Below are 24411 nucleotides of genomic sequence, written 5' to 3'. Positions count from 1 at the left end.
CTCTTGGGCGCGTAGTCTTTTTATTTTTTTCGGGAAGTAGCTCAGCTTGGTAGAGCACTTGGTTTGGGACCAAGGGGTCGCAGGTTCGAATCCTGTCTTCCCGATTTTTTTATTTTAGGCTTTATTTTCAATTCAATTTACGTTATAATCTTGTTAGACTTAATTTAATATTTATGCGCCCATAGCTCAACTGGATAGAGTGTTTGACTACGGATCAAAAGGTTAGGGGTTCGACTCCTCTTGGGCGCGTTTTAACGAAACCAATATTGGTTTCGTTTTTTTGTATATAAAAAATGATTTTTTATTGATATAGAGAAATATCTTTTTGATTAGTGAAGAAAAATGATGATTTTAAAATATGTATGAATATTCATTATCATAGTTTTGTTAATTTTGGAAGAATTGCGATAAAATGAAATATGTGAATATTAACTCGTTAGCGTACTTTATTCTTCGTGGTGAATTCTTAAAGGAATATTGTGTTAAAATCGTGTTCCTTTAAATATCAAGCTAAGTTGGGTATAATTAAGGTCAGAATTAGTCAAGGGAGGGAAAGCGCGTTATGAGTCGTCACAATACTTCTGATTTAATTGAGGCTTATTTGAAAAAAATTTTAGAAGATAGCGAAATGATTGAAATTCGTCGCACCGAGATGGCCGATTTATTCAACTGTGTGCCATCCCAAATTAATTATGTTATTAACACACGCTTTACGATTCAACGGGGATATGTTGTTGAAAGTAAACGTGGTGGCGGTGGTTATATTAGAATTGAAAAAATTAAGATTTCTGACAATCACCGTTTTTTGGAACAAGTCGATCAACTTTTTGACGACACAATAGATGAAAAAAATGCTTTTGCCATTATTCAAAAATTGTATGAGGAAGATATTTTAACGAAAACAGAAGGTAACTTGATTTTAGCAGCCTTAGCGAAAAATACGTTAGGGCGTTTTAAAAATGAAGATGAAATTCGGGCTGGTATGTTACATGCGGTGCTGGAACGATTAAGTTATGAGGATAGGAAGTGAGTCAGATGGATGAATTATTTACAGAAAAAGCCAAGGCTGTCTTGACGATTGCCCAAGAAGAAGCAAAAACTTTTAAACACCAATCAGTTGGTTCAGAACACTTACTGCTGGCTTTGGTCATTGAACAAGACGGAATTGCTGGAAAAGTTTTGCGAGAAATGAGTGTTACGGAATCTGATATTAGAGAAGAAATTGAGCATTTAACCGGCTATGGCACAATGAAATCTTATCCGGCAGGTGTTTACTTGCCATATTCACCACGGGCAAAGCATATTTTTGCCTATGCTGGTGATGAAGCTAAACGCTTAGGAGCACCTAATATCGGGACAGAACATTTATTGTTAGGTCTCTTACGTGATGATGAAATTTTAGCTTCCCGTATTATGGTGAACCTTGGTTTGAGTTTAGCCAGAATGCGTCAGCTGCTAAAAAAGAAAATGGGAGTAAGTGAAAGTAAAGCGCCCAACAATGGATTAGGTGGACGCCGTCGACAGGCACCGCAAGGAAGCAAAGGAACGCAACAAGGTACGCCTACTTTAGACGGTTTAGCCCGAGACTTAACCAAATTGGCACGTGAAAATCGATTAGATCCAGTTGTAGGTCGTAGTAAAGAAGTAAAACGTCTGATCCAAATCTTATCACGGCGCACTAAAAATAATCCAGTCTTAGTGGGTGAACCTGGTGTAGGGAAAACAGCTATTGCCGAAGGGTTAGCACAACAAATTATTCGAGGAGAAGTTCCTGAAGATATGCAACAGAAACGTTTGATGATGTTGGATATGGGTTCTCTTGTAGCAGGGACAAAATATCGTGGTGAATTTGAAGATCGAATGAAAAAAATTATCGACGAAATTTATCATGATGGTCAAATTATCTTATTTATTGATGAATTGCATACGTTGATTGGTGCTGGAGGAGCGGAGGGCGCTATTGATGCTTCCAACATTTTAAAACCGGCATTGGCGCGAGGCGAATTGCAAACAATCGGTGCTACTACACTGGATGAATACCAAAAGTACATTGAAAAAGATTCCGCTTTGGAACGACGCTTTGCCCGGGTACAAGTAGATGAACCAACACCTGAAGAAGCCGAAGAAATCCTTAAAGGGTTGCGTCTGCGTTACGAAGAACATCACGGTGTAGAGATTTCTGATGATGCGCTTCATGCAGCGGTTCAGTTATCTGTTCGCTACATCAATTCTCGACAATTACCAGATAAAGCCATTGATTTGATGGATGAATCAGCGGCAAAAGTACGATTGGATAAAGCTGATGAACCTTCTGAAATCATTGGATTGCAAGAAGATATTGCAAAATTGATGAGTGAAAAAGAAGAAGCAATTCAAAATCAAGATTTTGAAGCTGCAGCGCGTTTACGTCAAAAAGAGAAAAAATTGAGTCAACGATTGGCAGAATTAGCTTTTGCTGAAACAAAAGAAGCGTCTGGTTTTGCTGATCGAGTGACAGCAGAAGATGTCGCAACTGTTGTTTCTCAATGGACAGGCGTTCCTTTGCAACAAATGGAGAAAAAAGAAAGTGAACGTTTGTTAGATTTAGAGAAAATTTTACATCAACGTGTAGTTGGACAAGAAGAAGCAGTGAAAGCTGTAGCTAGATCCATTCGTCGTGCGAGAAGTGGTTTAAAAGATCCAAATCGTCCCATTGGTTCTTTTATGTTCCTAGGACCGACAGGGGTCGGAAAAACAGAGTTGGCTAAAACGTTGGCAGAGGCGATGTTCGGTAGTGAAGATGCTTTAATCCGCGTAGACATGTCCGAGTTTATGGAAAAATATAGCACGAGTCGTTTGATTGGTTCTCCTCCTGGTTATGTGGGCTATGATGAAGGCGGGCAATTGACAGAGAAGGTTCGTTCTAAACCGTATTCGGTTATTTTATTAGATGAAGTTGAAAAAGCCCATCCAGATGTCTTTAACATTTTGTTACAAGTATTAGATGATGGCCATTTGACTGATTCAAAAGGACGAAAGGTCGATTTCCGCAATACGATTTTGATTATGACATCAAATATTGGTGCAACTCAAATTCGTGAAGAAAAAAATGTTGGATTTAATGTAACGGACTTGACAAAAGATCATGGGGCCATGCAAAAACGTATCTTAGAAGAGCTGAAAAAAGCTTTTCGTCCCGAATTTTTAAACCGAATTGATGAGACAGTAGTTTTCCGTTCTTTAGGAGAAGCAGAGATTCAACAAATCGTGAAAATCATGAGCAAGTCCATTGTAAAACGACTGGCCGAACAAGATATTCAGTTGAAAATAACGTCTGCTGCTACTGAGGTTATAGGTAAAGCCGGTTTTGATCCAGAATATGGCGCACGTCCAATTCGGCGGGCGTTGCAAAAAGAAGTAGAAGATCGCTTGTCAGAAGCATTATTATCTGGCCAAATTCATTTGGGAGACAATGTTACAATAGGTGCTAAAAAAGGCAAAATCACGTTAACTGTCAAAGAACCTGTAGAAGATAAAAAATTGCAAAAAGCCTAAATCCTCAATAAAAAGCCGTAGTACTACTAAAACAGTAGGATTACGGCTTTTTCATTTTATATTAGGGAATTTGCTAAAAATAGTAGGATTTTTGATTGCTACTTCTAAAATTACACGCCCTGTGATAAGATAATTGAGTTATCAAAGGGGGAAGAAGATGATTGAATTAATCACAACGGTAGCCTCAGTTGACCAAGCCAAAAAATTACTAGCAGCTGGTGTAGACACCATCTACTTTGGGGAAGAAACGTTTGGCTTGCGGTTACCTTATTCATTTTCACGAACAGAACAAAAAGAATTAGTAAATTTAGCGCATGCTGCTGGGAAAAAGGCGGCTATCGCTGTTAATGGTATTATGCATCCAGAAAAAATGAAACAGGTACCAGAATATTTAGCTTTTGTAAAAGAAAGTGGTGCGGATCAAATTGTAGTAGGGGATCCCGGTGTTGTTTATGTGATGATGCAAGATGAAAAATTAGCGACGCCTTTTGTCTATGATGGCGAAACGTTAGTAACTAGTGCACGACAAATTAATTTTTGGGCTAAAAAAGGTGCAGTTGGAGCTGTTTTAGCAAGAGAAGTACCTTTTGCAGAAATGGTAGAAATGGCGCCACAATTAACGGTGCCAGCCGAAGTTTTAGTATATGGCGCCACTTGTATCCATCAATCAAAACGACCACTTCTACAAAATTATTATAATTATACCCAACAAGATGAGCAGACGAGCCGTGAACGGGATTTGTTTTTATCAGAACCAAAAAAACCCGAAACTCACTATTCAATTTTTGAAGATAGTCATGGCACTCATATTTTTGCAGATAACGATTTAGATTTAATGAAAGAAGTCGACCAATTAGCACAAACAGGTTTTAAAACATGGAAGTTAGATGGCTTATTTACTGATGAAGAAAATTTTGTTGCGGTTACGAAGTTGTTCATTGCTGCTAAAACAGCCATTTTAGCAGGTACTTGGGATGAAGCACAAGCTATGGCCTATGATGAAAAACTTCGTAGTTTCCATCCTGAAAAAAGAGGCTTGGATACAGGTTTTTACTACTTAGATCCAAAAGCGATTCGCTAAAAAAGATTTCAAAAAAATGAAGCAAGCAAAATAGGCAAAAAGCGCAGTGAATAAGAACAAAAGCAAGCGTCTAAATTCCTATTTTAAGCAGGCATTTGTTTTAGTTTGTGCCTATTTTTAAGTTTAAATAAATTGCATTGCCACAAGCTCCATAAAAGAGCTGGGCAACTGTCAAAGCAGGAGTGACAAAAGGATATGACAAAGAAAGTTTTGAAACGGCCGGAGGTTCTAGCTCCAGCTGGGACATTAGAAAAACTAAAAACGGCGATTCATTATGGGGCTGATGCTGTTTATATTGGTGGCAATGCCTATGGTTTACGTAGCCGAGCTGGTAATTTTACTTATGAAGATATGGCAGAAGGGGTTGCATTTGCTAAAGAACACAACGCCAAAGTCTATGTTGCAGCAAATATGGTGACTCATGAAGGAAATCAAGAAGGTGCCGGCGAATTTTTCCGCGAATTGCGGGATGTGGGAATTAGTGCGGTGATTGTGTCTGATCCTGCCTTGATTGAAATTTGTGCCACAGAAGCTCCAGGCTTACCTATCCATTTATCAACACAGGCTTCTGCAACGAATTTTGAAACATTGGAATTTTGGAAAAATGAAGGCTTGGAGCGGGTTGTTTTAGCGCGAGAAGTTTCAATGGCAGAAGTAGCGGAAATCCGCAAAAATACCGATGTTGAAATTGAAGCTTTTATTCATGGCGCCATGTGTATTTCGTATTCAGGCCGCTGTACTTTATCCAATCATATGTCCATGCGAGATGCCAATCGTGGCGGCTGTTCCCAATCCTGTCGTTGGAAATATGAATTATATGATATGCCTTTTGGTACCGAGCAACATCGTAGTTTAACGGATAAAGGAAACGTGAATGAAGAATTTTCTATGAGTGCTGTTGATATGACGATGATTGAACATATTCCAGATTTAATCGAAAACGGTGTAGATAGTTTAAAAATCGAAGGACGTATGAAATCCATCCATTATGTATCCACTGTTTCAAATGTCTATAAAGCTGCTGTTGACAGCTATATTTCCGATCCGGAAAATTATGTGTGCAAACAAGAGTGGATTGATGAATTATGGAAAGTAGCGCAACGAGAACTTTCAACGGGTTTTTATTACCACACACCAACGGAAAATGAGCAATTATTTGGTCCCCGACGCAAAATTCCGCAGTATCAATTTGTTGGCGAAGTGATGGCCTATGATCCGACGACAAAAATTGCGACTATTCGTCAACGGAACCATTTTTCTGTAGGGGATGAAATTGAATTTTATTCTCCTGGCTTTAAACATTTTGAGCAATCTGTGACATGGATGAAAAATGATGAAGGTGAAATGATTGATCGGGCGCCAAATCCGATGATGATTTTAACAATGCCAGTTGCCCAAGATGTTGCAGTGGGGGATATGATACGCAAGAAGAAAGATTAAACAAAACAATCTAAAAGCCTGCCTAATTTTTTAGGGGGGCTTTTTTTGTAGATTAAGAGAAAGAGGTGTAGCATTTGGGTAACCATAATTGGTACTCTCTTTTTTGGGTATGAAACTTGGTTTTGAACACGCTGAATTTTCCTATAATAATAGAGAAAGTAAGTGAACTGAATTATCCCCTAGTAGGAAAATTTGGTCTAAGGAGAGATTTTTTATGAACAAATGGACAAATGCAGTAATTGAACGTTTAGAGTCGGCTTATCAAGTACGATTTGAAAAAGAAGCCGTTTTGATTTTCTTAAATGATGCGTATCAAAATGCACTGCAATTGCGAAAAGATTATCTGGGGGAATCCAATCCTTCTGTTGCAGAATTCTTGGCGGAATTTGATCAAACTCGTGATCTATTTATCAGTCAAGCTGTTGACCGTTATGCCTCCAATTATAATGAGGTAGAAAAAAAGATTGCGGAATTAAAAGATTTAAATCAACAGTTTGTTTTTTAAGTGAAACTAAAAAAAGAAAGGACGGGCTAGTTTGCTGTCCTTTCTTTTTTTGCCTAATTTTAATCACTGGAATTATCAGCATTTAAATGACTAATAATCGGCTAAATGCCTGGTTAATCTTTGATCTGCGTGAAGTTGTGCTTGAGTGTAATGAGTTACTTTTCCTTCAAATAACAACACTTCCACTGGTTCGTCTTGAAAACTACGATAGTCATGGGAAGCTAGTAAAATTGTTTTTCCAATGTGGTGCAAATTTCGAAGAATCTCTTTAAACAATTTTTCTGCATCTTTGGTTAAGCCAGTGAAAGGTTCATCCAGTAAAAAAACATCTGGGTTCATCGCTAAAATACTCGCAAAGGCGACTTTTTTCTTTTCGCCGCCGGATAATTGATAAGGAACACGGTGCTTCAAATGATCGATTTTCAATAGTTTTAGACAGTCTTCAACCCGTTGTTGTACTTCATTTTCAGATAGTTCCAATTGTCTTGGACCAAAGGCAATTTCATCATAGACACTGTTATTGAACAATTGATGGTCAACATCTTGAAAAAGAATACCGAGTTGGCGATAAAAGGCTTTTTTATTTTTTTGCCAAGCTTTCATTTCTTTTCCATTAAATACGATTTTTCCCGTTGAAGGAAGTTGAAAACCTGCGAGTAAATTCAAAAAAGTAGATTTTCCACTGCCATTATCGCCCATTAGTAATAAATAGGCACCGTTAGAAATTATGTCAGAATAAGGCTGAAATACTTCTAACTGTGTTTTTGGATAAACAAAACGAACGTCCTCTAATTCAAACATCTTCAAATCCTCCCAATCAAAAAGATTACTAAAAATAACGCAGCTTGTAATAAGATATACCAATAGTCTGTTTTTTTAAAAGGTATCTTCTGAGAATGATAAGTTCCGTCAAACCCGCGTGCTTCCATAGCTTGTTGCAATTTTTTCCCGTAATCGAGAGAACGTAAATAAACCAATGCAATGAGGTTTGTTCCCAGGTACATTTTTAAATGGTGATTACCCACGTGACGTGCTCGTATGCCTTTGACCATGTTTAGTAGAACTTTTGCCAATAGATAAATGTATTTGATCGTAATATCCAACTGAAATAAAACAATATTTGGTAAATGCCAGCGTTTTAAAAGTCCAAGAAGCTGATAGCTCGTGGTTGTCTCTGTGTAGTGGCTAATTACAAAAGCAATAAATGGCAACCGGATTATAAATAAAAGGTTTGCTTGGTGCAGCAATAAACTAGGGAAGTAGACAAACAAGGGCATGATTAACAGCACTACACTTTTACTTAGAATTTGTCGACTTTTTGCTGGTGGCATAAACAACAACATCCCCATAAAATAAAGTCCGCAAATCCATAATACCAGCAGGCTTTGCGTCAAGCTCATCACGAGTAGTAGCCCAATAGTTGAAAGAAAGGAAAGGGTCGGATGAATGGGAGTTGCCGCATTTTTTTCAGGAGATGCGTCAAATTTTTCAAGTATAAAAAGAAGCCCTTTTTGATTTTTAATCAAAAAGGTATCTTTTTTATCGGAAAGTAAGCTTTCATTTTGGTGGGTTAGCCATTCAGGCATTTTTGTTCCTTCTTTCAAACAGTAACCGATAGAGTAATAAAAAGACTAAGATTGCGGTGATTCCGCAAAGAATATAGCCGATGCTAATGGGCAAACCGGGGATAGTATAGTCGCTAAATAATGAGTGAAAAGATAAACCATGAACCATTCCTTGGGGTTTATGGGTTGGTAAATGATTATCTTTCAATGTTTTAACCAGCTCATTTAAATCCCATTCGCCCCAAGCAGTACCGCTGGCAAGTAGACCAAGTGGTGAAAGAAGTACAAAACCAATCAGGATAAATTTCAAGCGCCGCGTATTGACAGGCAACAAAGTGAAGGTATCTGTTTGGGTACTTCTTTTTACAAAACTTAAAACACTTAATGTAAAAATACCTTCCACAAAGCCAATTACGAGTAAATGGACACTCATCATGGCTGGAATAGTAATGTTTAACGGGTAAGGATTATAGAGTGGCTGGCGGGCAGCGTCGTGGAAAAGTAGTGGTTGTACACCAAGTAAGATAGCTGTTGCCAGAGCAGCCGCATTCACACCAACGTAAGCAGCAAGAAAGGCACCAATTTTTGGTGCATGTTTTTTTAGCAGTAAATAAATACCATACCCGACAAAAGGCATAACCACTGCCATGGTAAAACAATTTGCACCAAAAGCTAAAATTCCACCATCACCAAAAAGCAGTGACTGGAGCAGTAATGCTACAGAAACGGATAGACAAGCCGCCCATGGACCACTTAAGATGGCTAACAAGACTGCGCCAACTGCGTGTGCAGTTGTGCCACCAGGGACAGGCAAATTAAACATCATAATAAGAAAGGACAAAGAAGAAGAAAGTCCTAACATTGGGATTGTTTCTTTGTGTAGTTTGATTTGTGCATCTACTTTTTTGATAGATACATACCAAACCGGTGCAACAGTGGCTAACATAACGCCACAAGTTTGTGGACTAAGATAATTTTCTGGAATATGCATAACATAAGACTCCTTTTAGTTTGCGGTATAATCGGTAAGATACTCTAAATCAAGAACGAATATTTTTTGATTATGGATTTCAATTACCTGTTCTTGTTTTAAGTCATGTATGATTCGGTTTACACTATTTCGAGTGGAAATCCCGCAAAAACCAGCAATGTCTTCGTTGGTTACAGGAAAGTCAATTAAAATACCTCGTTGTTGCTGTACACCAAAGAGATGAATCAGTTTATTAATAAAGGCACAAACGGCTCCTTTTTTTCCGTTCATCGTCATATTTTGCAATGCTTCAATGTTTTCAGACAATTTTTTCCGATAATAGTCGCGTACATAATCTTGCAAAATTTGATTTTCTTTTACATATTCCCAAAATGTAGCACGGGGGATACGATAAAAACTGGCCTCCTCTGATTCAATTCGTACGTTGAAAGGAGCAGACGTATAATTGGATACTTCATCTTTTAATAAAGAAATAATATCTGGTGCAACAATATAAGATAAATTGAATTCACGACCGTCCTTTAAAATGATACTTGTTTTGACGATTCCTTCTTTCAAAACATAGCTATAAGCCTCTTCTAATCCATGATAGGACAAGTAAGTGTGCCTTCTTTTTTTTATTATGGTGGTTTGTTTTTCCTCTAAAAAAGAAACTAAGTAATCGGACTCCATCAAAAAAACTCCTTTTAAACCTTTTTTATTTCATTCTTGCGTTACCTATTATCTACGGGACAAAAAAAAGCATGTTAACAAATAATACTATCAATTGCGTCATCTGTGAATTTTTTTTTCAGTATACTAACCTCCGTAAGTAAAAACAAGGAGATGAACCATTATGGTAGAAATTGAATTACCATATGACAAACAATTGATTACAGCAAAAGTTCCAAAACAAAATTTTGCTGGTCTATTGGAATCAAAAGCAGAAAATTTTCAAAATCCACTTTCTGAACAAGAAACGGTTGAAAAATCTTTAGATAATCCAATCGGCAGTTCTTCACTAGAAGAATTAGCTCAAGGAAAAAAAGATATCGTCATCATTAGCTCTGACCACACACGACCCGTTCCTTCCCACATTATCACCCCCATTTTGTTACGCCGTATTCGCAGTGTAGCTCCAGATGCGAGAATTCGTATTTTAGTTGCAACAGGTTTCCATCGTCCTTCAACTCGCGAAGAACTAATCAATAAGTATGGCCAAGAAATTGTTGACCATGAAGAAATCGTGATGCATGTCTCAACAGATGACGCTTCTATGAAGAAAATCGGACAACTGCCTTCTGGTGGTGACTGTATCATCAATCGCATTGCAGCAGAAGCGGATTTATTAATTGCTGAAGGATTTATTGAATCTCACTTTTTTGCCGGTTTTTCTGGCGGGCGTAAAGCTGTTTTGCCAGGAGTTGCTTCTTATAAGACAATCATGGCTAACCACTCCGGTGAATTTATTGATTCAAACAAAGCACGGACAGGTAACTTAGACCACAATCCTATTCACAAAGATATGGTTTACGCTGCACGGACAGCCGGACTAGCTTTTATCGTAAATGTCGTTTTGGATGGTGAAAAACATATTATTGGTTCATTTGCTGGTGATATGGAAGATGCCCATAAGGTAGGCTGTGAATTCGTTCGCGACTTAGCGAGTGTAGAAAAAATTCCATGTGATATTGCGATTTCTACCAATGGTGGTTTTCCATTGGATCAAAATATTTATCAAGCAGTTAAAGGGATGACTGCCGCTGAAGCAACAAATAAAGAAGGCGGCGTGATTATCATGGTTGCCGGCTCTGGCGATGGACATGGTGGAGAAGGTTTCTACCACAATTTAGCAGATGTGAAAGATCCAAAAGAATTTTTAGAGCAAGCAATCCACACGCCCCGTTTAGAAACGGTACCTGATCAATGGACTTCACAAATCTTAGCTAGAATTTTGGTACATCATCATGTTATTTACGTATCTGATCTAGTCGATCCAAAACTTATTACAGATATGCATATGGAATTAGCGAAAACACTGGATGAAGCATTGGAACGTGCCTTTGAAATCGAAGGTAGCCAAGCACAAGTTACAGTGATTCGCGACGGTTTGTCAGTTATCGTCCAATAGTAGTTGTTTGGAGGAATAAAACAATGGACAGAAAAGAAATATTAAAAGGTGTTCAATCAGGAAAGCTAACCATTGATGAGGCAGCTGAAAAGCTGAAAGGCTTTGATGAATTGGGCTACGCTAAAATCGATACACAGCGAAAAGAAAGAAACGGCTATCCGGAAATCATTTATGGTGAAGGAAAAAACTTAGAACAGATCAAAGGAATTGTGAAAGTTTTAGAGCAAGAAGAACGCCCGATTCTGGCAACGCGCGTATCGATAGAAAAAGGCAAGGCACTAAAAACAGCCTTTCCGAAAGGTGAATATTTTGAACTGGCTCGTTGTTTTGTTCTCCAACCAATGGAAATTCAAACATCAGATTATATTGCCATTGTCACAGCAGGAACATCGGATGTATCCGTTGCTGAAGAGGCAGCCGTTACAGCGGAAACTTTCGGCAATCAGGTAAAGCGAATTTATGATGTGGGTGTTGCGGGCATCCATCGCTTATTTGCCCGCTTAGAAGACATTCAACAGGCTTCTGTTGTGATTGTAATTGCTGGAATGGAAGGTGCCTTGGTCAGTGTCGTTGGTGGACTGGTAAATGTTCCAGTGATTGCGGTTCCGACTAGTATTGGCTATGGAAGTAATTTTAAAGGTCTCACTGCTTTATTGGGAATGCTTAATAGTTGTTCTTCAGGAGTTAGTGTCGTCAATATTGACAATGGATTTGGTGCGGCTTATAACGCCAGCATGATCAATCAGTTAAGGAGAAAAAAATGAAGACATTGTATTTAGAACCTTTTTCTGGCCTGAGTGGTGATATGCTGAATGGTTTATTGATCGATTTAGGTGGAAATGTAGAGGATTTGAAAAAGGAATTGGCAAAAATTCCGGTAGCAGGCTACCATCTGCATGTGCAACGAATAGCCAAAAGTAGTATTTATGGGACTGATTTTGATGTTCATTTGGCTCATGGTGCAAAAGACCATGGGATTGAGAATGATTTCTCGCCAACAAATCAACCTGCCCACCTTGCACATCATCACCACGAGCACGATCACAATCATGCTCATGCTCGCAATTTGCAAGATATTTTGGCAATCATTGATAAAAGCTCTTTAACAAAGACTGTTAAAAAACATAGCCGCAATGTTTTCCTTGATATCGCGCAAGCTGAAGCAGCTGTTCATAATAAAGCAGTAGAAGAAATCCATTTTCATGAGGTAGGAGCAATTGACTCGATTGTGGATGTCCTTAGTTTTTTCATTCTTTGGGAACAATTGGAAATCTCACAAGTTTATTCTTCTTATATCACGGAAGGCTCGGGTACAATCGAAGTTGCTCATGGTGTCATGCCCGTGCCTGTGCCTGCTGTCATGCAATTAAGGAAGGGAACAAACCTTATTATCCGACAAGATTTTGAGATTCAGACAGAATTAGTTACACCTACTGGGATAGCAATCTTCAAAGAAATACAGCCGATATTTCGTCCACTTGAAGGCCAAGAGATTGAAAAAGTCGGGTATGGCTTTGGAAAAAGAGAGACAGGAAAATTCAATGCATTGCGAGGCTCTTTGTTAAGACAAGGACCAAGTAAAAAAGAAATACATCAGACGCAAGATCAGATTCTAAAAATCGAAGCAAATATCGATGATCAAACACCGGAACAATTAGGGTATGTTATGGAATACCTTTTGTCTAAAGGGGCGCTAGATGTTTTTTATATTCCAATTCATATGAAGAAAAATCGTAGCGGAATTTTATTGACACTACTTTGTCAGCCTGAACAAAAAGATGTTTTCACAAAGGAATTATTCCGTCAAACAAGTACAATCGGCGTTCGTTATACATCCATGGCCCGCACAGTGATGCAACGAACATTTGGTACAAAAAAAACGCCTTATGGTGCGATTCAAATAAAGCAAAATCGTTATGAAGAAATAGAAAAAAATACACTTGAATTTTCAGAGTGCCAACGTATTGCAAAAGAAAATGATTTATCAATTTATCAAGTCTACCACGACTTGGAAAAATATCTTTAAAAGAAAAAGGAGTTTTTTTAATGGTGCACAATTTATTATCAGAATTTATGGGGACTGCATTGATGATTATCTTTGGTGTGGGGGTTCATTGTGATGAAGTCTTAAAGAAAACCAAATATGCAGGGTCAGGACATTTATTTGCCATTACAACGTGGGCATTTGGGATTACGGTTGTCTTGTTCATCTTCGGTGGTGTATGTATTAATCCTGCAATGGCATTAGCACAAGCTATTTTAGGGATGATTCCTTGGAGTTCATTTGTACCTTATGTAATTGCTGAAATGCTAGGTGGTGTTGTCGGAGCTATTATTGTTTATATTATGTATGCGGACCACTTTAAAGCTTCAGAAGGTTCAGTTGATCCGATTGCGATTCGGAATATTTTTTCAACCAATCCTAATTTACGTAACTTACCACGGAACTATTTTGTCGAAGCCTTTGCTACTTTTGTATTTTTGACTGGTATTTTAGCAATCGCCCACAATGCAGAATCAATGTTACCAATTGGTGTCGGTTTACTTGTTTGGGCCGTTGGGATGGGATTAGGCGGAACTACTGGTTTTGCTATGAACCAAGCCCGCGACTTAGGTCCGCGTTTGGCTTTCCAATTGTTACCAATTGCCAATAAAGCTAATAACGATTGGCAATATGGTTTACTTGTACCTGGTACAGCACCATTTGTCGGAGCTGCCTTTGCCGCTTTATTCGTCAGATATTTCTTACACATTTAACATAAATTTCGACTATCTCTTATCTGACGCTTAAAGAAGTTAGATAAGAGATATTTTTATAAACCGCTAGAAATAACCAGCCAATAAGAAAGAGGAAATTTGTCATGGAATACTTAGAAAAAGTAGCTAAACTAAAAGAAATTTTAACTTCGATGGAAAGTGTAGTCATCGCTTTTTCAGGAGGAGTGGACAGTTCACTTGTACTAGCTACTGCAATTGAGGTACTGGGTAGAGAAAACGTGTTATCCGTTGTAGCAGACTCGGAATTGATTATGAAAAGCGAGTATTTAGATGCAGTTAAAAATTCAGAAAAAATCGGCGCGCAGACCAAGGGAATTTTTTTAGATGAGTTAAGTGTAAAAGAAATACAAACCAACCAACCTTCCAGCTGGTTTTATAGTAAACGTCTATTGTATCAGGAATTGACAAACTTAAAAAATACATTAGGTTTTAATTGGGTTGTAGATGGCATGATTATGGATGATGCGTTTGACTATCGCCCTGGCTTAAAAGCACGAGATGCGTTTGGTGTCAGAAGTCCGTTGCAAGAAGCAGAATTTTATAAACCCGATGTTCGCCGTGCTTCGAAAGGTTATGACCTGCCGACTTGGAATAAACCCGCTACCTGCCATGTTTTATCAAGATTTGAATACAATGAACGATTAACCAGTGAAAGAGTAGAACGAGTGAAAAAATCAGAAATCTACCTCCAAGAACTTGGCTTTAAAATTGTTCGTGTGAGAGACCATCGCACGGTGGCCCGCATTGAAATTGAAAAAGAAAAGTTTCCCGAGTTTCTTGCTCAAGCAAAAACAATCGAAGAAAAGTTGCTTTCCTTTGGTTATACCTTCGTATCACTAGATGTAAGAGGTTATACTTATGGTAAGATGAATAAACTATTAGAAAAAAAGTAACGGGATAAAAGAAGGAGACACGATGTCAGACTACGAGTACAAGACGGTTTTAACTTTTTGGTTTGAAGAACTTTCTCCTCAGGATTGGTTTAGTGCAAATTCTGAGGTAGATGACAAGATCAAGCATCGTTTTGGGGAATTTCTTTTGGCTGCAAAAAAAGGAGAATTGTATAATTGGCGAAAGTCAATGCAGGGGCGTTTAGCCGAAATTATTGTACTGGATCAATTTTCTCGCAATATCTATCGTAATGATTCTCGGGCTTTTGAAGGCGATCTTGCCGCTTTAGTCTTAGCGCAAGAAGCTGTGAAATTGGAAGAAAAAGCGGTACTAACCACTTTGGAGCGCTCTTTTTTGTACATGCCTTTTATGCATTCAGAATCGCGCTATATCCAAGAACAATATGCCATGGTCTATTTCAAGGAGCCAGGGTTAGAAAAGCGCTATCGCTATGCAAAGGAACATTACGAGACAATTAAAAAATTTGGGCGCTTTCCTTATCGTAACCATGCTTTGGGTCGAAGGAGTACCCCAGAAGAAAAAGCCTATCTGAAAGAAAATAACGAATAAAAAGTGCGACCGTACGCGGTCGCTTTTTTATTCGCCATTAAAGGGAATGCTTGTATTATTCATGTAATTCTAATGGCAAGCCGTCAGGATCAAAGAAAAAAGTCATTTTTTCATTGGTAAAAGTATCATAGCGGATTTCTTCACATTTCACGCCGTTAGCTTTTAAGTAAGCTACTTTGGCTTCAATATCTTCAGTTTTAAAAGCTAAGTGGCGCAATCCAGCCGCTTCAGGAAAACTAAGGCGTTTGGGCGGATTTTTGACAGCAAAAATTTCCAGTTCACAATTGCCCAATTGTAAATCAAGTTTAGTATCGTTTTTATCAGGGCGCCGGTGTTCCCGAATGATAGGTAATCCTAAGATATCAACGTAAAAATGTTTGGCTTTATCTAAATTTGAGACAATAATTGCAACGTGGTGAATTTGGGTAAATTGTAAAGACATCATCTAGCTCCTTTATTTTTTTATCGACTACCAATTCCTATGTGAAATCAGTAACGGATGGGGTATTTTTTAAATAAATCTAGTCTATAAACAGCCTACTAGCTTATCATATTTCTTTCAAGTACAATACAGATATTGAAAAATAGGAAAATCCTGAAGTGATAAAGGGGAGAATGACGTGAAAAGTTACGATTATATTGTCATCGGCGGCGGCAGTGGTGGTATCGCTTCTGCTAACCGCGCAGGAATGTACGGGCAAAAAGTTTTACTTATAGAAGGAAAAGCATTGGGGGGAACCTGCGTCAACGTAGGCTGTGTCCCTAAAAAAGTAATGTGGCAGGCAAGTGAAATGCTGGAAATGATTCACCGTGATGCACCAAGTTATGGCATTACCGCCAATTTGGAAGAATTTAATTTCACAGAATTGGTGTCTCGTAGAGAAAAATATATTTCCTTTTTACATGGCGCTTATCAAAGGGGATTGGATAGTAATAAAGTAGATGTGGTGACAGGATATGCAAAATTTATCGCTGCTGATGTTGTTGCAGTTGACAATGAAGAATTTACAGCTCCCCATATTTTAATTGCAACAGGGGGACGACCAAGTCAGATGAACATTCCCGGGGGAGAATATGCAATTGACTCTGACGGTTTTTTTGCTATGACTAAAAAACCAGAAAGCATGCTAGTTTTAGGCGCTGGTTATATTGCAGCAGAACTTTCAGGGATGGCACAACAAATGGGCATCAAAACAATGTGGGCTTATCGCCAAGGTCGGCCGCTGCGCACCTTTGATCCCATGTTAAGTGATAATTTAGTCGAGATGTACCAAGAAGCAGGCGTATCTTTGTATCCAGAACACATTGCGCAAGAAATTGTTAAAAATGCAGATGGCACCTTTACCGTTATTTTTGAAAATGGGGTAAAATTGGCAGCTGAAAAAGTCCTTTTTGCCGGCGGCCGTTTACCAAATACAAGAAATATCGGCTTAGAAGAAATTGGAGTGAATTTAGATGAACGTGGGTTTATTACTGTAGATAAATTCCAAAATACGTCAGTAGCAGGCATTTATGCCGTGGGAGATGTTATCGGTAAAGTGGATTTGACACCAGTTGCGATTGCGGCGGGTCGCAGATTATCTGAACGTTTATTTAATAATAAGACAGATTCATATTTGGATTATGATTTAATTCCGACGGTGATTTTCACCCATCCGCCAATTGCGACCATTGGCTTAACCGAAGAGCAAACATATGAAAAGTACCAAGGGGAAAAAGTAAAAGTTTATCGTTCCCGCTTTACGCCAATGTATTTTGCATTAAATGATTATCGGCAAAAATGTGAGATGAAATTGATTTGTGTTGGGGAAGAAGAACGAATCGTTGGTTTACATGCCATTGGTGTCGGCGTAGATGAGATGTTGCAAGGATTCGCAGTTGCAATCAAAATGGGCGCAACAAAAGCTGATTTTGACAATACAGTTGCCATTCATCCAACCGGTGCTGAAGAATTTGTAACAATGCGTTAAGAAGGCTAAAAAAAGCTAAAAAAGGCTGTGACGAAAAGTTGTCACAGCCTTTTTTTGTTATTGCCAAAAATTAATAGCGAAACTTTTCTTCTAGTAAATCGAGTAAAAGAAATAAGATTCCACCCAATACGCCTATACAAAAGATACCAGCAAACATTTCGGAGTAGGCCATCTTAGTCCATGCGTTTAAAATCAAATAACCCAGACCGTATTCTGTTGCGTAATTTTCGGCAAAGAATAAAGATGCCAAGGCAATGCCGATACTAACGCGTAAACTCGTTAAAAGGCTCGGAATAAGGGCTGGTAAAATCAAATAGTAAATCCGTTGTAAAAAAGTTGCCTCAAAATTAGACATGGTTTTTTGAAAATTTGCTGGAATAAGGCGAACACCATCGCGAATAGAAACGATGACTTGTAAGATGATAATGGCAAAAAGCAGCAGTACTTTTGAAAAATTCCCCAATCCCCAAAAAAGCATAAAAATTGGTAAAAAAGCGACTTTTGGTAACGGATATAAAAAATAAATAACCGGTGCTAAGATGCGATTTGTTTTTTCGGATAACCCTAAGATAATACCCAAAGGAATACCGACGATAAGGGCGAATGCCAAGGCAACGAGGACCCGCAAAAAGCTAGCCCCGCTGTGAAGGAGTAAGCTTTCTTTTAAAGCCCAAAATGTTGGCCCGGTTTCAATGGGAGTCGGGATGGCGTGATTATGCGTTAAAACAGCAAGTAACTGCCACAATACAAGATACATAATCCCTCCTAGTAACAGTCGTCTGATATGTTGGCGAAGAGTTCTCATTTGCGCACCTCAGTTCTTAGAGCGATACAAAATTGATAAAAATCTAAACTTTCCCTCCGGTTAGGATGGTTATTTTTGAAAGTTGGATTGTTAATGGCAAGCAGGTGATGTTCTTTAACAATTAAAATAGTTTCCGCTAAAAAAGCTGCCTCTTCAATATCATGGGTAACGACGAGTAGACTATTTTGTCGGCTTTGTTGTTGGCTAAGTAATAAATCTTGAATTTTTTCTTTGCTTTGGGAATCCAAAGAAGAGGTAGGCTCGTCCAGTAATAAAAACTGGGGATTAAGGGCTAACCCTTGGGCGATCGCTACGCGCTGTAACTGGCCACCGCTTAGTGCCGCAGGTCGCTTGTTTTTTAAATTTTCCAAATCCAGTTCTGTTAATAAGTGTTGAACGAGTAAGTGTCGTTCTTCTTTTTTGACACCTGCCAATTTTAAGGGCAATGCGATTGCTTCTGTGGTCGTAAGCCAAGGAAAAATTTGATTGTTTTGAAAAACGGTAACCAAGCGGGTATCTTTTTTTACAATCGTACCTGAAGTTGGCGTAATAAAACCTTGCAATAACTGCAATAGCGTTGTTTTCCCACTACCAGAAGGACCAATCACTGCATAGCGCTGTTTGCTGGCAAATGTATATGTTACGTTTTCAAAGATAATTTGGTCATCATAGTGAAAACCAACTTTGTTTAAAATAATGGACATCAGGGTATCCCTTTCTTTTTCTTTAAGTTTAGTAAGCAGATGTAAAAGATTTCCTAGATGTATCTCAAGAAGTAGGCAAGTGTTGAGCTGTTAATGATTCATTGACTAGTTGAAAGGTAGCAAAAATAAAAAGTTTTGCCAAGTAGTTTGTGCATTTTTTTTCAAACCGTGTGTTATACTAATAAAGGTTTTTTTACGAACAGACGAAAATAAAGGAGTGAAAAAATGTTTACCACTTTAGTATTTCACGAAATTAGACCGCTAGCAGAAATAAAAACGGGAATGCGGCCAATTGAAGTAGCAGATGGCTACGCCGATTCACTGCCCTTACCTTTATATAATGATTTGGCTAGTTTTACCGCTCAAATCGATTATTTAATCGCCCAGCAGTATCATTTTTTAACACTGGCAGAAGTGCTTGATTTTTATAAAGGCAGCTTTAGCCTGCCAGAAAAAAGTATCTTGTTAACTTTTGACGATTGTTATCAATCGCAGCTGCGCTATGCCTACCCAATTTTACAACAACGCAAATTAACAGCAGTCTCTTTTGTACCCACTGGCTGGATTTTTGCAACTCCTAGCGCATATACACCAGAGGTTTCTCGTCCAGTGAGCTTTCCAGAACTTTTAGGCATGGCGGATGTTTTTACGTATGCCAATCATACGCATCATTTTCACCAACGTAAAGGGACAATTGCAGCGCGGGCAATGTGGGAGTCAGAAGCAGATTTTATTTTAGATTTGGCTACGTGTAATCAATTTGTGCCGATAAAAGATGTTTTTGCCTATCCTTTTGGTTTATATGATGAAAAAAACGTGGCAACATTAGCCAAAGAAGGCTTTCAACTTGCCTTTACCACAATCAAAGGACCGAATACAAAAGAGACAAATCCGTTGGAATTGCGCCGCAATGTAGTGACAGCACAATTACCTTTGGCAGCATTTAAAGAAATAGTGGGGGAAAAATGATGAAAAAAATAGTAGCAAGTTTGCTTATGGCTGTAACTGTCTTAAGTTTAGCGGCCTGTGGTGACAATAACACCAAAACCACTCAAACCACAACAGCAAAGACAGCTGAAAAAGTAACCGGCAAAACGATTAATATGGGGATTTTACCAGCAGAATCGGCTATTCCGATTATTTTGGCGCAAGAAAAAGGGTTCTTTAAAGAAGCCGGGACCGATGTAGCAATTAAATCTTTTGCTTCACCTAACGACCGCAATGTTGCAGTCCAGTCCAAACAGCTCGATGGTACCATTAGTGACGTTATGACCGAAGCGACTTTTAAGAAAAATGGAATTGATATGAAAATTACTTCTGGAATTTTGGAAGATTTTAAAATCTTGGCTTCGCCGCAATCTAAAATTACGGAGATGAAGGGATTAGCTGGGAAAAAAGTTACTTTGGTTCCTAATTTTATTTTGGAATATATTATGGATGATTTTGCCAAAAAAGATGGCTTTACCTATGAAGTGGTTAACATTCCTTCTTTTTCAGCCCGCTCAGAAGCTTTATTAAGTGGTCAAGTTGATGGTGCAGTTTATACCGAGCCACAAGCCAGTATGTTGGCCAAACAAGGAGCAAAAATTTTAGGTAGCTCTAAAGATGCAAAAATTAACGGCGGGACGTTACAGTTTACCGATGCAATTTTAAAAGAGCGGCCACAAGATATTCGTGCTTTTTACCAAGGCTATAATCATGCAATTGATTATATGAATCAACATAAAGCGAGTGAATATGCGGATATCTTAACCAAATACCAATTCCCAGCTGCGATGAGTACGTATTTGGATAGCCAAGAAAAAGATTATCCTCATGCACAAAAAGTAGACCAAGATCAATTTGATGCGATTATTCAGTGGGCCAAAAATAAAAAACAAATTGAGAAAAAATACAGCTATGAACAATTAACGAATTTTAGTTATTTAACTAAATAATAGTTGCTAAACTTTGCTTTGTAGCAAATGATTAAAAAATCACCGAATTTCTTTTACAAGAAAAAATTCGGTGATTTTTTTCTTGCATATTATACAGTGGTACTATATAGTCTAACTATACAGTTTAACTATATAAAAACAAGGAGCATCTTCATGAAGACAGATCAATTACCTCTAACGGAAACGATTTTTTATTTGTTATTAGTTTTTTCCGAACCGACTTATGGTTATTTGGCGATTAAAAAAATTGAAGCGTTAAGTTTAGGTAATGTGCGTATTGCTGCGGGTACTATGTACGGTGCGATTGAAAATTTATTGAAAGCCAATATGATTGTTCAAGTTTCCCCACCAGAAGAACGTAGAAAGATTTACCACATCACCGATTATGGTCGCAAGATTTTGACAGACGAAGTAAATCGGATGAAGCACTGTACACGGCTTTTTGAAGAAATGGAGGAGAGATGATGAATCGCACAATTACAAAATTTAAGGTGTTTCTTTCGTTAGAAAAAGAAGAAGCATGGCTGAATCGTAAATTAGATGAAGGGTTACAGCTCTTTGACATTACTGGTAGTGGAATTTTTTATCATTTTAAAAAAGTGAGCAATATTGATAAAGTCATTCAATTTGATTATCGAAAATTTACCAATAAAGAAGATTTCACCGAATATCTGCAATTTATGACAGATGCTGGTTGGGAACATATTTTTGGTCGCTACGACAGCGGACAGCAGTACTTTATCAGTGATCGTAGCCAAAATTTACAATTGTTTTCAGATATTCCCTCTTTGATTGAACGGGAAAAAAGGATTCGTAAAGGTGTCTTTGGCTCATTGTCTTTTCTTGTTCCAATTTATATTGGGTTATTTATGAGTAGCACGGATCTTTCCGTCTTATGGCAGCCGCAAAAAGAATTTTTAACACCAGGTCTTTGGGAGAAGACAGGAAGCGAATTTTGGCGGGCATTTTTCTTTGAATTTCCTTTTGCTTTTATGCGGATTTTGGGTCATTTAATAGTGCCGATTATTTTGATTTTCATTCTAGTTATCTTCCTTAATTCTTATTGGCGCATAAAACGGTATGAGAAGTTAACCGAGTAAGAATCTTACCATTATAAAAAACGACGCAAAAATTCATTGACTGCTCTTATTAAAAAGAGACAGGTCCTGAACTTTTGCGTCGTTTTTTGTTTAGAAAAATTGCGCTATAATAAGCCAACGCTTTTTTTACAGTTTATTTTAAAAATAGCAGCTAATTTTTCCGGTCTAAGATTGTTTGCGTTAATTGTAATAATGTTTTTTTAGTATTTAAATCATTGTTAGGCAACTTTTTAATCCCTTTTAAGGCTTTATCAGTGTATTCTGTTGCGTATGCCTTAGCAGCCGCAACACCGCCAAATTCATGGACATAAGCATAAAGTGTTTCAACTTCTGCATCTGTAATTGTAGCTCTTTTTTCCAAAAGTGGCAGGAATTTTTGCGGAGCTTTTTGTAAGGCAAGAAGTAAAGGCAGGGAGTATACCCCTTGGCGCACGTCTTCTAAGACGGGTTTACCAATAGTCGTTACGTTTTCGGAATAGTCTAAGATATCGTCAATAATTTGAAAAGCCATTCCGATATTTTGTCCAATATCCCCACATTCTTTGGCAAAACGTTCGCTGGTACCACTTTCTAGGGCTCCAACAGAACAGCTTAGTGAGAATAATTCAGCGGTTTTACCAGAGATATTTTCCAAGTATTCTGCAATCGTCACATCTGTCGCATAACGGGTATCCATCTGTCCTAATTCACCGTTCAAGATTTTTTCCATACTACGGGAATTAATTTGCAAGCTGCGTAGAGAACTGGCGTAATCAGCCATTAATTTAAAACAACAGACAAAAAGAAAATCACCGGCATAAACCGCTACAGCATTACCAAATTCAGAACGAATTGTTTGAAGACCGCGGCGTAGATCTGCTTGGTCAACGATGTCATCATGGACTAAAGTTGCTGTGTGTAACATTTCAATGGAAGCAGCTAAAGAGACGGCTTTTTTGCGATCTTGTTCTGGACCAAACTGAGAAAATAACAATTGATAAGCGGGACGTAACAGTTTACCACCCGAATGAATCATACTTAAAATCGCAGCAGCGACCGGTTTGTTTTTTAACTTGATAGAATCTTCCATCAACGTCAAGGTTTGACGCAATTCAGGTTGTAAGGCAGGGTATTCCTGCCAAAGAGGATGTAACTTCATAAAATTCTCCTTTAAGTTTTAAAAGGCAAAAAATAAGGTCCTTCAATTTTTTAACTATTATTGCCGGCCAGCGGCATAAAAGACGAACGTTTCAGCGCCAGTTTTGGTTGGTTTCATGTTCATAGGCAGTTTGGAATTTTTGCAATGTTTGGACTCGCTGCAATAAGAAATTGGCAGCAATACCAATAGCAATACCAGATAAGATACCAAAAAAAGAAAGAATTGGTAAGTACAACATGACAGTCCACGATTGAGCAATAAAAGAAGCTGTTACTAGTTGCCCAACATTATGCATGAATCCGCCGGCAGCACTAATGCCAATAATACTGATACGTTTTGGACCTAGCATCCGTAAGAATGCCATTGCAGCATAACTTAGCATAGCGCCACTCATACTATAAAGAAATGTGGAAAGGGTACCGCCTAATAGCGTTGTTAGAATTAAACGCATCCAAACTAAGGTGAAGCTGTCACGCTTTGGCATGGTAAAAAGAGAGATAATGGTAATTAAGTTGGCTAAGCCAAGTTTTGCGCCAGGGGCAAAGGCAAATGGATAAGGAATCATATTTTCAATTAAGCCAATGACCACACCTTGTGCGACCAATAGTGCAATATAAATCATTTTTTGTGTTCGACTCATGTTGAGGACGTTTAATTTAATAAATTAAATCGTCACCGTCACCTCCTGAACTTTGACCTTGGACTTCAATGACAAGTTTATGAGGCAAACAGACGATAGTTTCACCGTTTTCTTTCGCCCACCCTCGGCGCACACAGACTTGATCGCCACAGTTTGCTTCTTTGATGCGAATTTGATCGTCTTTTACTTCGATTAAATTATAATCACCGTCAGGATCTTCGTAGCGATAAGTTTCTTTTTGGCCTTTAAAAAGTTTAAAGGACTTAATTTCTTTACCATCAACTCGTAAAACAGCTACTTTAGTAGTAACAGGGGTATCTCTTTGCTGTAAGCCAAAAATAAGTGTCGGGGTAAAAGAAGCAATAATCAAAATGATAACGATAATGAAATCCCACGGCTTTAATTTACTGGCTTTAATGAATTCTTTTAGTTTCAAAAAGATCACCTTTCTAAGTCTTCAAGCGTTAAACACGTGTGTCAAAAGCCCACGAATATACAAGTTTCTGATATTTTTTAAAGAGTGGAGGCGCGGATTATTATATCCGCTTAGTACAGGATTACCTTTATAGTACCTTTCTAACTATTAAGCCGACATTTCAAAGAATTTGAAAAATAATTTAGTAAAATGCTAGCTTAATACTTGAAAGTAAAG

At 38.1% G+C, this 24411-nt stretch carries 26 protein-coding genes and 3 tRNA genes (1 of these 29 only partly in view); 19 read left to right on the top strand and 10 right to left on the bottom strand.

Annotated elements, in window-relative coordinates; translation table 11 throughout:
- The 8 genes from EsVE80_RS13005 to EsVE80_RS12970 all read left to right on the top strand — a co-directional run.
- Positions 1-12: transfer RNA gene (locus EsVE80_RS13005), tRNA-Arg, on the top strand (it extends 62 nt beyond the left edge of the window).
- Between the two features lie 18 nt (positions 13-30).
- Positions 31-104: transfer RNA gene (locus EsVE80_RS13000), tRNA-Pro, on the top strand.
- A 71-nt stretch (positions 105-175) separates the two neighbouring features.
- Positions 176-249, top strand: a tRNA-Arg gene (locus tag EsVE80_RS12995).
- Between the two features lie 313 nt (positions 250-562).
- Positions 563-1030 (top strand): CtsR family transcriptional regulator, encoded by a 468-nt coding sequence (locus EsVE80_RS12990; RefSeq protein ID WP_173104061.1) that lies wholly within the window; start codon positions 563-565, stop codon positions 1028-1030.
- A 5-nt stretch (positions 1031-1035) separates the two neighbouring features.
- Entirely contained in the window at positions 1036-3534 is a 2499-nt protein-coding gene (locus EsVE80_RS12985; RefSeq protein ID WP_173104060.1) for an ATP-dependent Clp protease ATP-binding subunit, read from the top strand.
- Between the two features lie 157 nt (positions 3535-3691).
- A complete protein-coding gene (locus EsVE80_RS12980) occupies positions 3692-4615 on the top strand; it encodes a peptidase U32 family protein (protein WP_173104059.1) in 924 nt (307 codons plus the stop codon).
- A gap of 195 nt (positions 4616-4810) precedes the next feature.
- A complete protein-coding gene (locus EsVE80_RS12975; RefSeq protein WP_173104058.1) occupies positions 4811-6055 on the top strand; it encodes a peptidase U32 family protein in 1245 nt (414 codons plus the stop codon).
- A gap of 214 nt (positions 6056-6269) precedes the next feature.
- A complete protein-coding gene (locus EsVE80_RS12970) occupies positions 6270-6560 on the top strand; it encodes a hypothetical protein (protein ID WP_173104057.1) in 291 nt (96 codons plus the stop codon).
- 90 nt (positions 6561-6650) lie between these two features.
- On the opposite strand, the gene EsVE80_RS12965 is transcribed toward EsVE80_RS12970, so the two are convergent.
- From EsVE80_RS12965 to EsVE80_RS12950, 4 genes are read right to left on the bottom strand one after another with little or no spacing between them, the layout of a single operon-like run.
- Positions 6651-7361 carry an energy-coupling factor ABC transporter ATP-binding protein gene (locus EsVE80_RS12965; protein ID WP_173104056.1) on the bottom strand — a complete coding sequence of 237 codons (711 nt, stop codon included), beginning with the start codon at positions 7359-7361 and terminating at the stop codon, positions 6651-6653.
- A 2-nt stretch (positions 7362-7363) separates the two neighbouring features.
- Positions 7364-8146 carry an energy-coupling factor transporter transmembrane component T gene (locus EsVE80_RS12960; protein ID WP_173104055.1) on the bottom strand — a complete coding sequence of 261 codons (783 nt, stop codon included), beginning with the start codon at positions 8144-8146 and terminating at the stop codon, positions 7364-7366.
- Positions 8139-9116 carry a cobalt transporter CbiM gene (cbiM, locus tag EsVE80_RS12955; protein ID WP_173104054.1) on the bottom strand — a complete coding sequence of 326 codons (978 nt, stop codon included), beginning with the start codon at positions 9114-9116 and terminating at the stop codon, positions 8139-8141. Before cbiM ends, EsVE80_RS12960 begins: the two co-directional genes overlap by 8 nt.
- A 15-nt stretch (positions 9117-9131) precedes the next feature.
- Positions 9132-9788, bottom strand: coding sequence for a Crp/Fnr family transcriptional regulator (locus EsVE80_RS12950; RefSeq protein WP_173104053.1), 657 nt, complete (start codon positions 9786-9788; stop codon positions 9132-9134).
- Positions 9789-9951: 163 nt separating this feature from the next.
- Between EsVE80_RS12950 and larA the strand changes: the two genes are divergently transcribed.
- From larA to EsVE80_RS12920, 6 genes are all read left to right on the top strand, one after another.
- The gene (gene larA / locus EsVE80_RS12945; RefSeq protein ID WP_173104052.1) at positions 9952-11226 is read left to right on the top strand and encodes a nickel-dependent lactate racemase; all 1275 of its coding nucleotides are present in this window, start codon (positions 9952-9954) and stop codon (positions 11224-11226) included.
- A gap of 23 nt (positions 11227-11249) precedes the next feature.
- Complete coding sequence (gene larB, locus EsVE80_RS12940) at positions 11250-11990, top strand: nickel pincer cofactor biosynthesis protein LarB (protein ID WP_173104051.1); 741 nt, start codon at positions 11250-11252, stop codon at positions 11988-11990.
- A complete protein-coding gene (larC, locus tag EsVE80_RS12935; protein ID WP_173104050.1) occupies positions 11987-13252 on the top strand; it encodes a nickel pincer cofactor biosynthesis protein LarC in 1266 nt (421 codons plus the stop codon). Before larB ends, larC begins: the two co-directional genes overlap by 4 nt.
- 20 nt (positions 13253-13272) lie before the next feature.
- Positions 13273-13983: a D/L-lactic acid transporter LarD gene (gene larD, locus EsVE80_RS12930; RefSeq protein WP_173104049.1), complete on the top strand. Its 711-nt coding sequence runs from the start codon at positions 13273-13275 to the stop codon at positions 13981-13983.
- Positions 13984-14087: 104 nt separating this feature from the next.
- Positions 14088-14897, top strand: coding sequence for an ATP-dependent sacrificial sulfur transferase LarE (gene larE, locus EsVE80_RS12925; RefSeq protein ID WP_173104048.1), 810 nt, complete (start codon positions 14088-14090; stop codon positions 14895-14897).
- A 22-nt stretch (positions 14898-14919) separates the two neighbouring features.
- Positions 14920-15465 carry a DUF924 family protein gene (locus EsVE80_RS12920; RefSeq protein WP_173104047.1) on the top strand — a complete coding sequence of 182 codons (546 nt, stop codon included), beginning with the start codon at positions 14920-14922 and terminating at the stop codon, positions 15463-15465.
- A 55-nt stretch (positions 15466-15520) separates the two neighbouring features.
- Here the strand turns inward: EsVE80_RS12920 and gloA2 are convergent, their stop codons facing one another.
- Positions 15521-15907, bottom strand: coding sequence for an SMU1112c/YaeR family gloxylase I-like metalloprotein (gloA2, locus tag EsVE80_RS12915; protein ID WP_173104046.1), 387 nt, complete (start codon positions 15905-15907; stop codon positions 15521-15523).
- Between the two features lie 178 nt (positions 15908-16085).
- Here gloA2 and gor point away from each other — a divergent pair, with 178 nt between their 5' ends.
- On the top strand, positions 16086-17435 hold the full coding sequence (gene gor, locus EsVE80_RS12910) for a glutathione-disulfide reductase (protein ID WP_173104045.1): 1350 nt from the start codon (positions 16086-16088) through the stop codon (positions 17433-17435).
- A gap of 70 nt (positions 17436-17505) precedes the next feature.
- On the opposite strand, the gene EsVE80_RS12905 is transcribed toward gor, so the two are convergent.
- Both EsVE80_RS12905 and EsVE80_RS12900 read right to left on the bottom strand, forming a co-directional pair.
- Positions 17506-18192, bottom strand: coding sequence for an ABC transporter permease (locus EsVE80_RS12905; RefSeq protein ID WP_173104044.1), 687 nt, complete (start codon positions 18190-18192; stop codon positions 17506-17508).
- Positions 18193-18236: 44 nt separating this feature from the next.
- Positions 18237-18944 (bottom strand): ABC transporter ATP-binding protein, encoded by a 708-nt coding sequence (locus EsVE80_RS12900; RefSeq protein WP_173104043.1) that lies wholly within the window; start codon positions 18942-18944, stop codon positions 18237-18239.
- 225 nt (positions 18945-19169) lie between these two features.
- Here EsVE80_RS12900 and EsVE80_RS12895 point away from each other — a divergent pair, with 225 nt between their 5' ends.
- The 4 genes from EsVE80_RS12895 (at position 19170) to EsVE80_RS12880 (ending at position 21981) form a co-directional block, all read left to right on the top strand.
- On the top strand, positions 19170-19913 hold the full coding sequence (locus EsVE80_RS12895; protein WP_173104042.1) for a polysaccharide deacetylase family protein: 744 nt from the start codon (positions 19170-19172) through the stop codon (positions 19911-19913).
- Positions 19913-20881, top strand: coding sequence for an ABC transporter substrate-binding protein (locus EsVE80_RS12890; protein ID WP_173104041.1), 969 nt, complete (start codon positions 19913-19915; stop codon positions 20879-20881). The genes EsVE80_RS12895 and EsVE80_RS12890 overlap by 1 nt, the downstream gene beginning before the upstream one ends.
- A gap of 153 nt (positions 20882-21034) precedes the next feature.
- The gene (locus EsVE80_RS12885; RefSeq protein WP_173104040.1) at positions 21035-21346 is read left to right on the top strand and encodes a PadR family transcriptional regulator; all 312 of its coding nucleotides are present in this window, start codon (positions 21035-21037) and stop codon (positions 21344-21346) included.
- Positions 21343-21981 (top strand): DUF2812 domain-containing protein, encoded by a 639-nt coding sequence (locus tag EsVE80_RS12880; RefSeq protein WP_173104039.1) that lies wholly within the window; start codon positions 21343-21345, stop codon positions 21979-21981. Before EsVE80_RS12885 ends, EsVE80_RS12880 begins: the two co-directional genes overlap by 4 nt.
- Positions 21982-22132: 151 nt before the next feature.
- Here the strand turns inward: EsVE80_RS12880 and EsVE80_RS12875 are convergent, their stop codons facing one another.
- From EsVE80_RS12875 to EsVE80_RS12865, 3 genes are all read right to left on the bottom strand, one after another.
- On the bottom strand, positions 22133-23119 hold the full coding sequence (locus EsVE80_RS12875; RefSeq protein ID WP_173104038.1) for a polyprenyl synthetase family protein: 987 nt from the start codon (positions 23117-23119) through the stop codon (positions 22133-22135).
- A gap of 91 nt (positions 23120-23210) precedes the next feature.
- Positions 23211-23759, bottom strand: a complete 549-nt coding sequence (locus EsVE80_RS12870; RefSeq protein ID WP_173104037.1) for a Gx transporter family protein — start codon at positions 23757-23759, stop codon at positions 23211-23213.
- A 16-nt stretch (positions 23760-23775) separates the two neighbouring features.
- On the bottom strand, positions 23776-24195 hold the full coding sequence (locus EsVE80_RS12865) for a NusG domain II-containing protein (protein ID WP_173104036.1): 420 nt from the start codon (positions 24193-24195) through the stop codon (positions 23776-23778).
- Positions 24196-24411 lie beyond the last annotated feature (216 nt).

The organism is Enterococcus saigonensis, assembly GCF_011397115.1.
GTDB classification, from domain to species: Bacteria; Bacillota; Bacilli; order Lactobacillales; family Enterococcaceae; genus Enterococcus_C; species Enterococcus_C saigonensis.
Note: the sequence above shows the minus strand (reverse complement) of the source record. Positions and strands in the feature narration are given on the sequence as shown.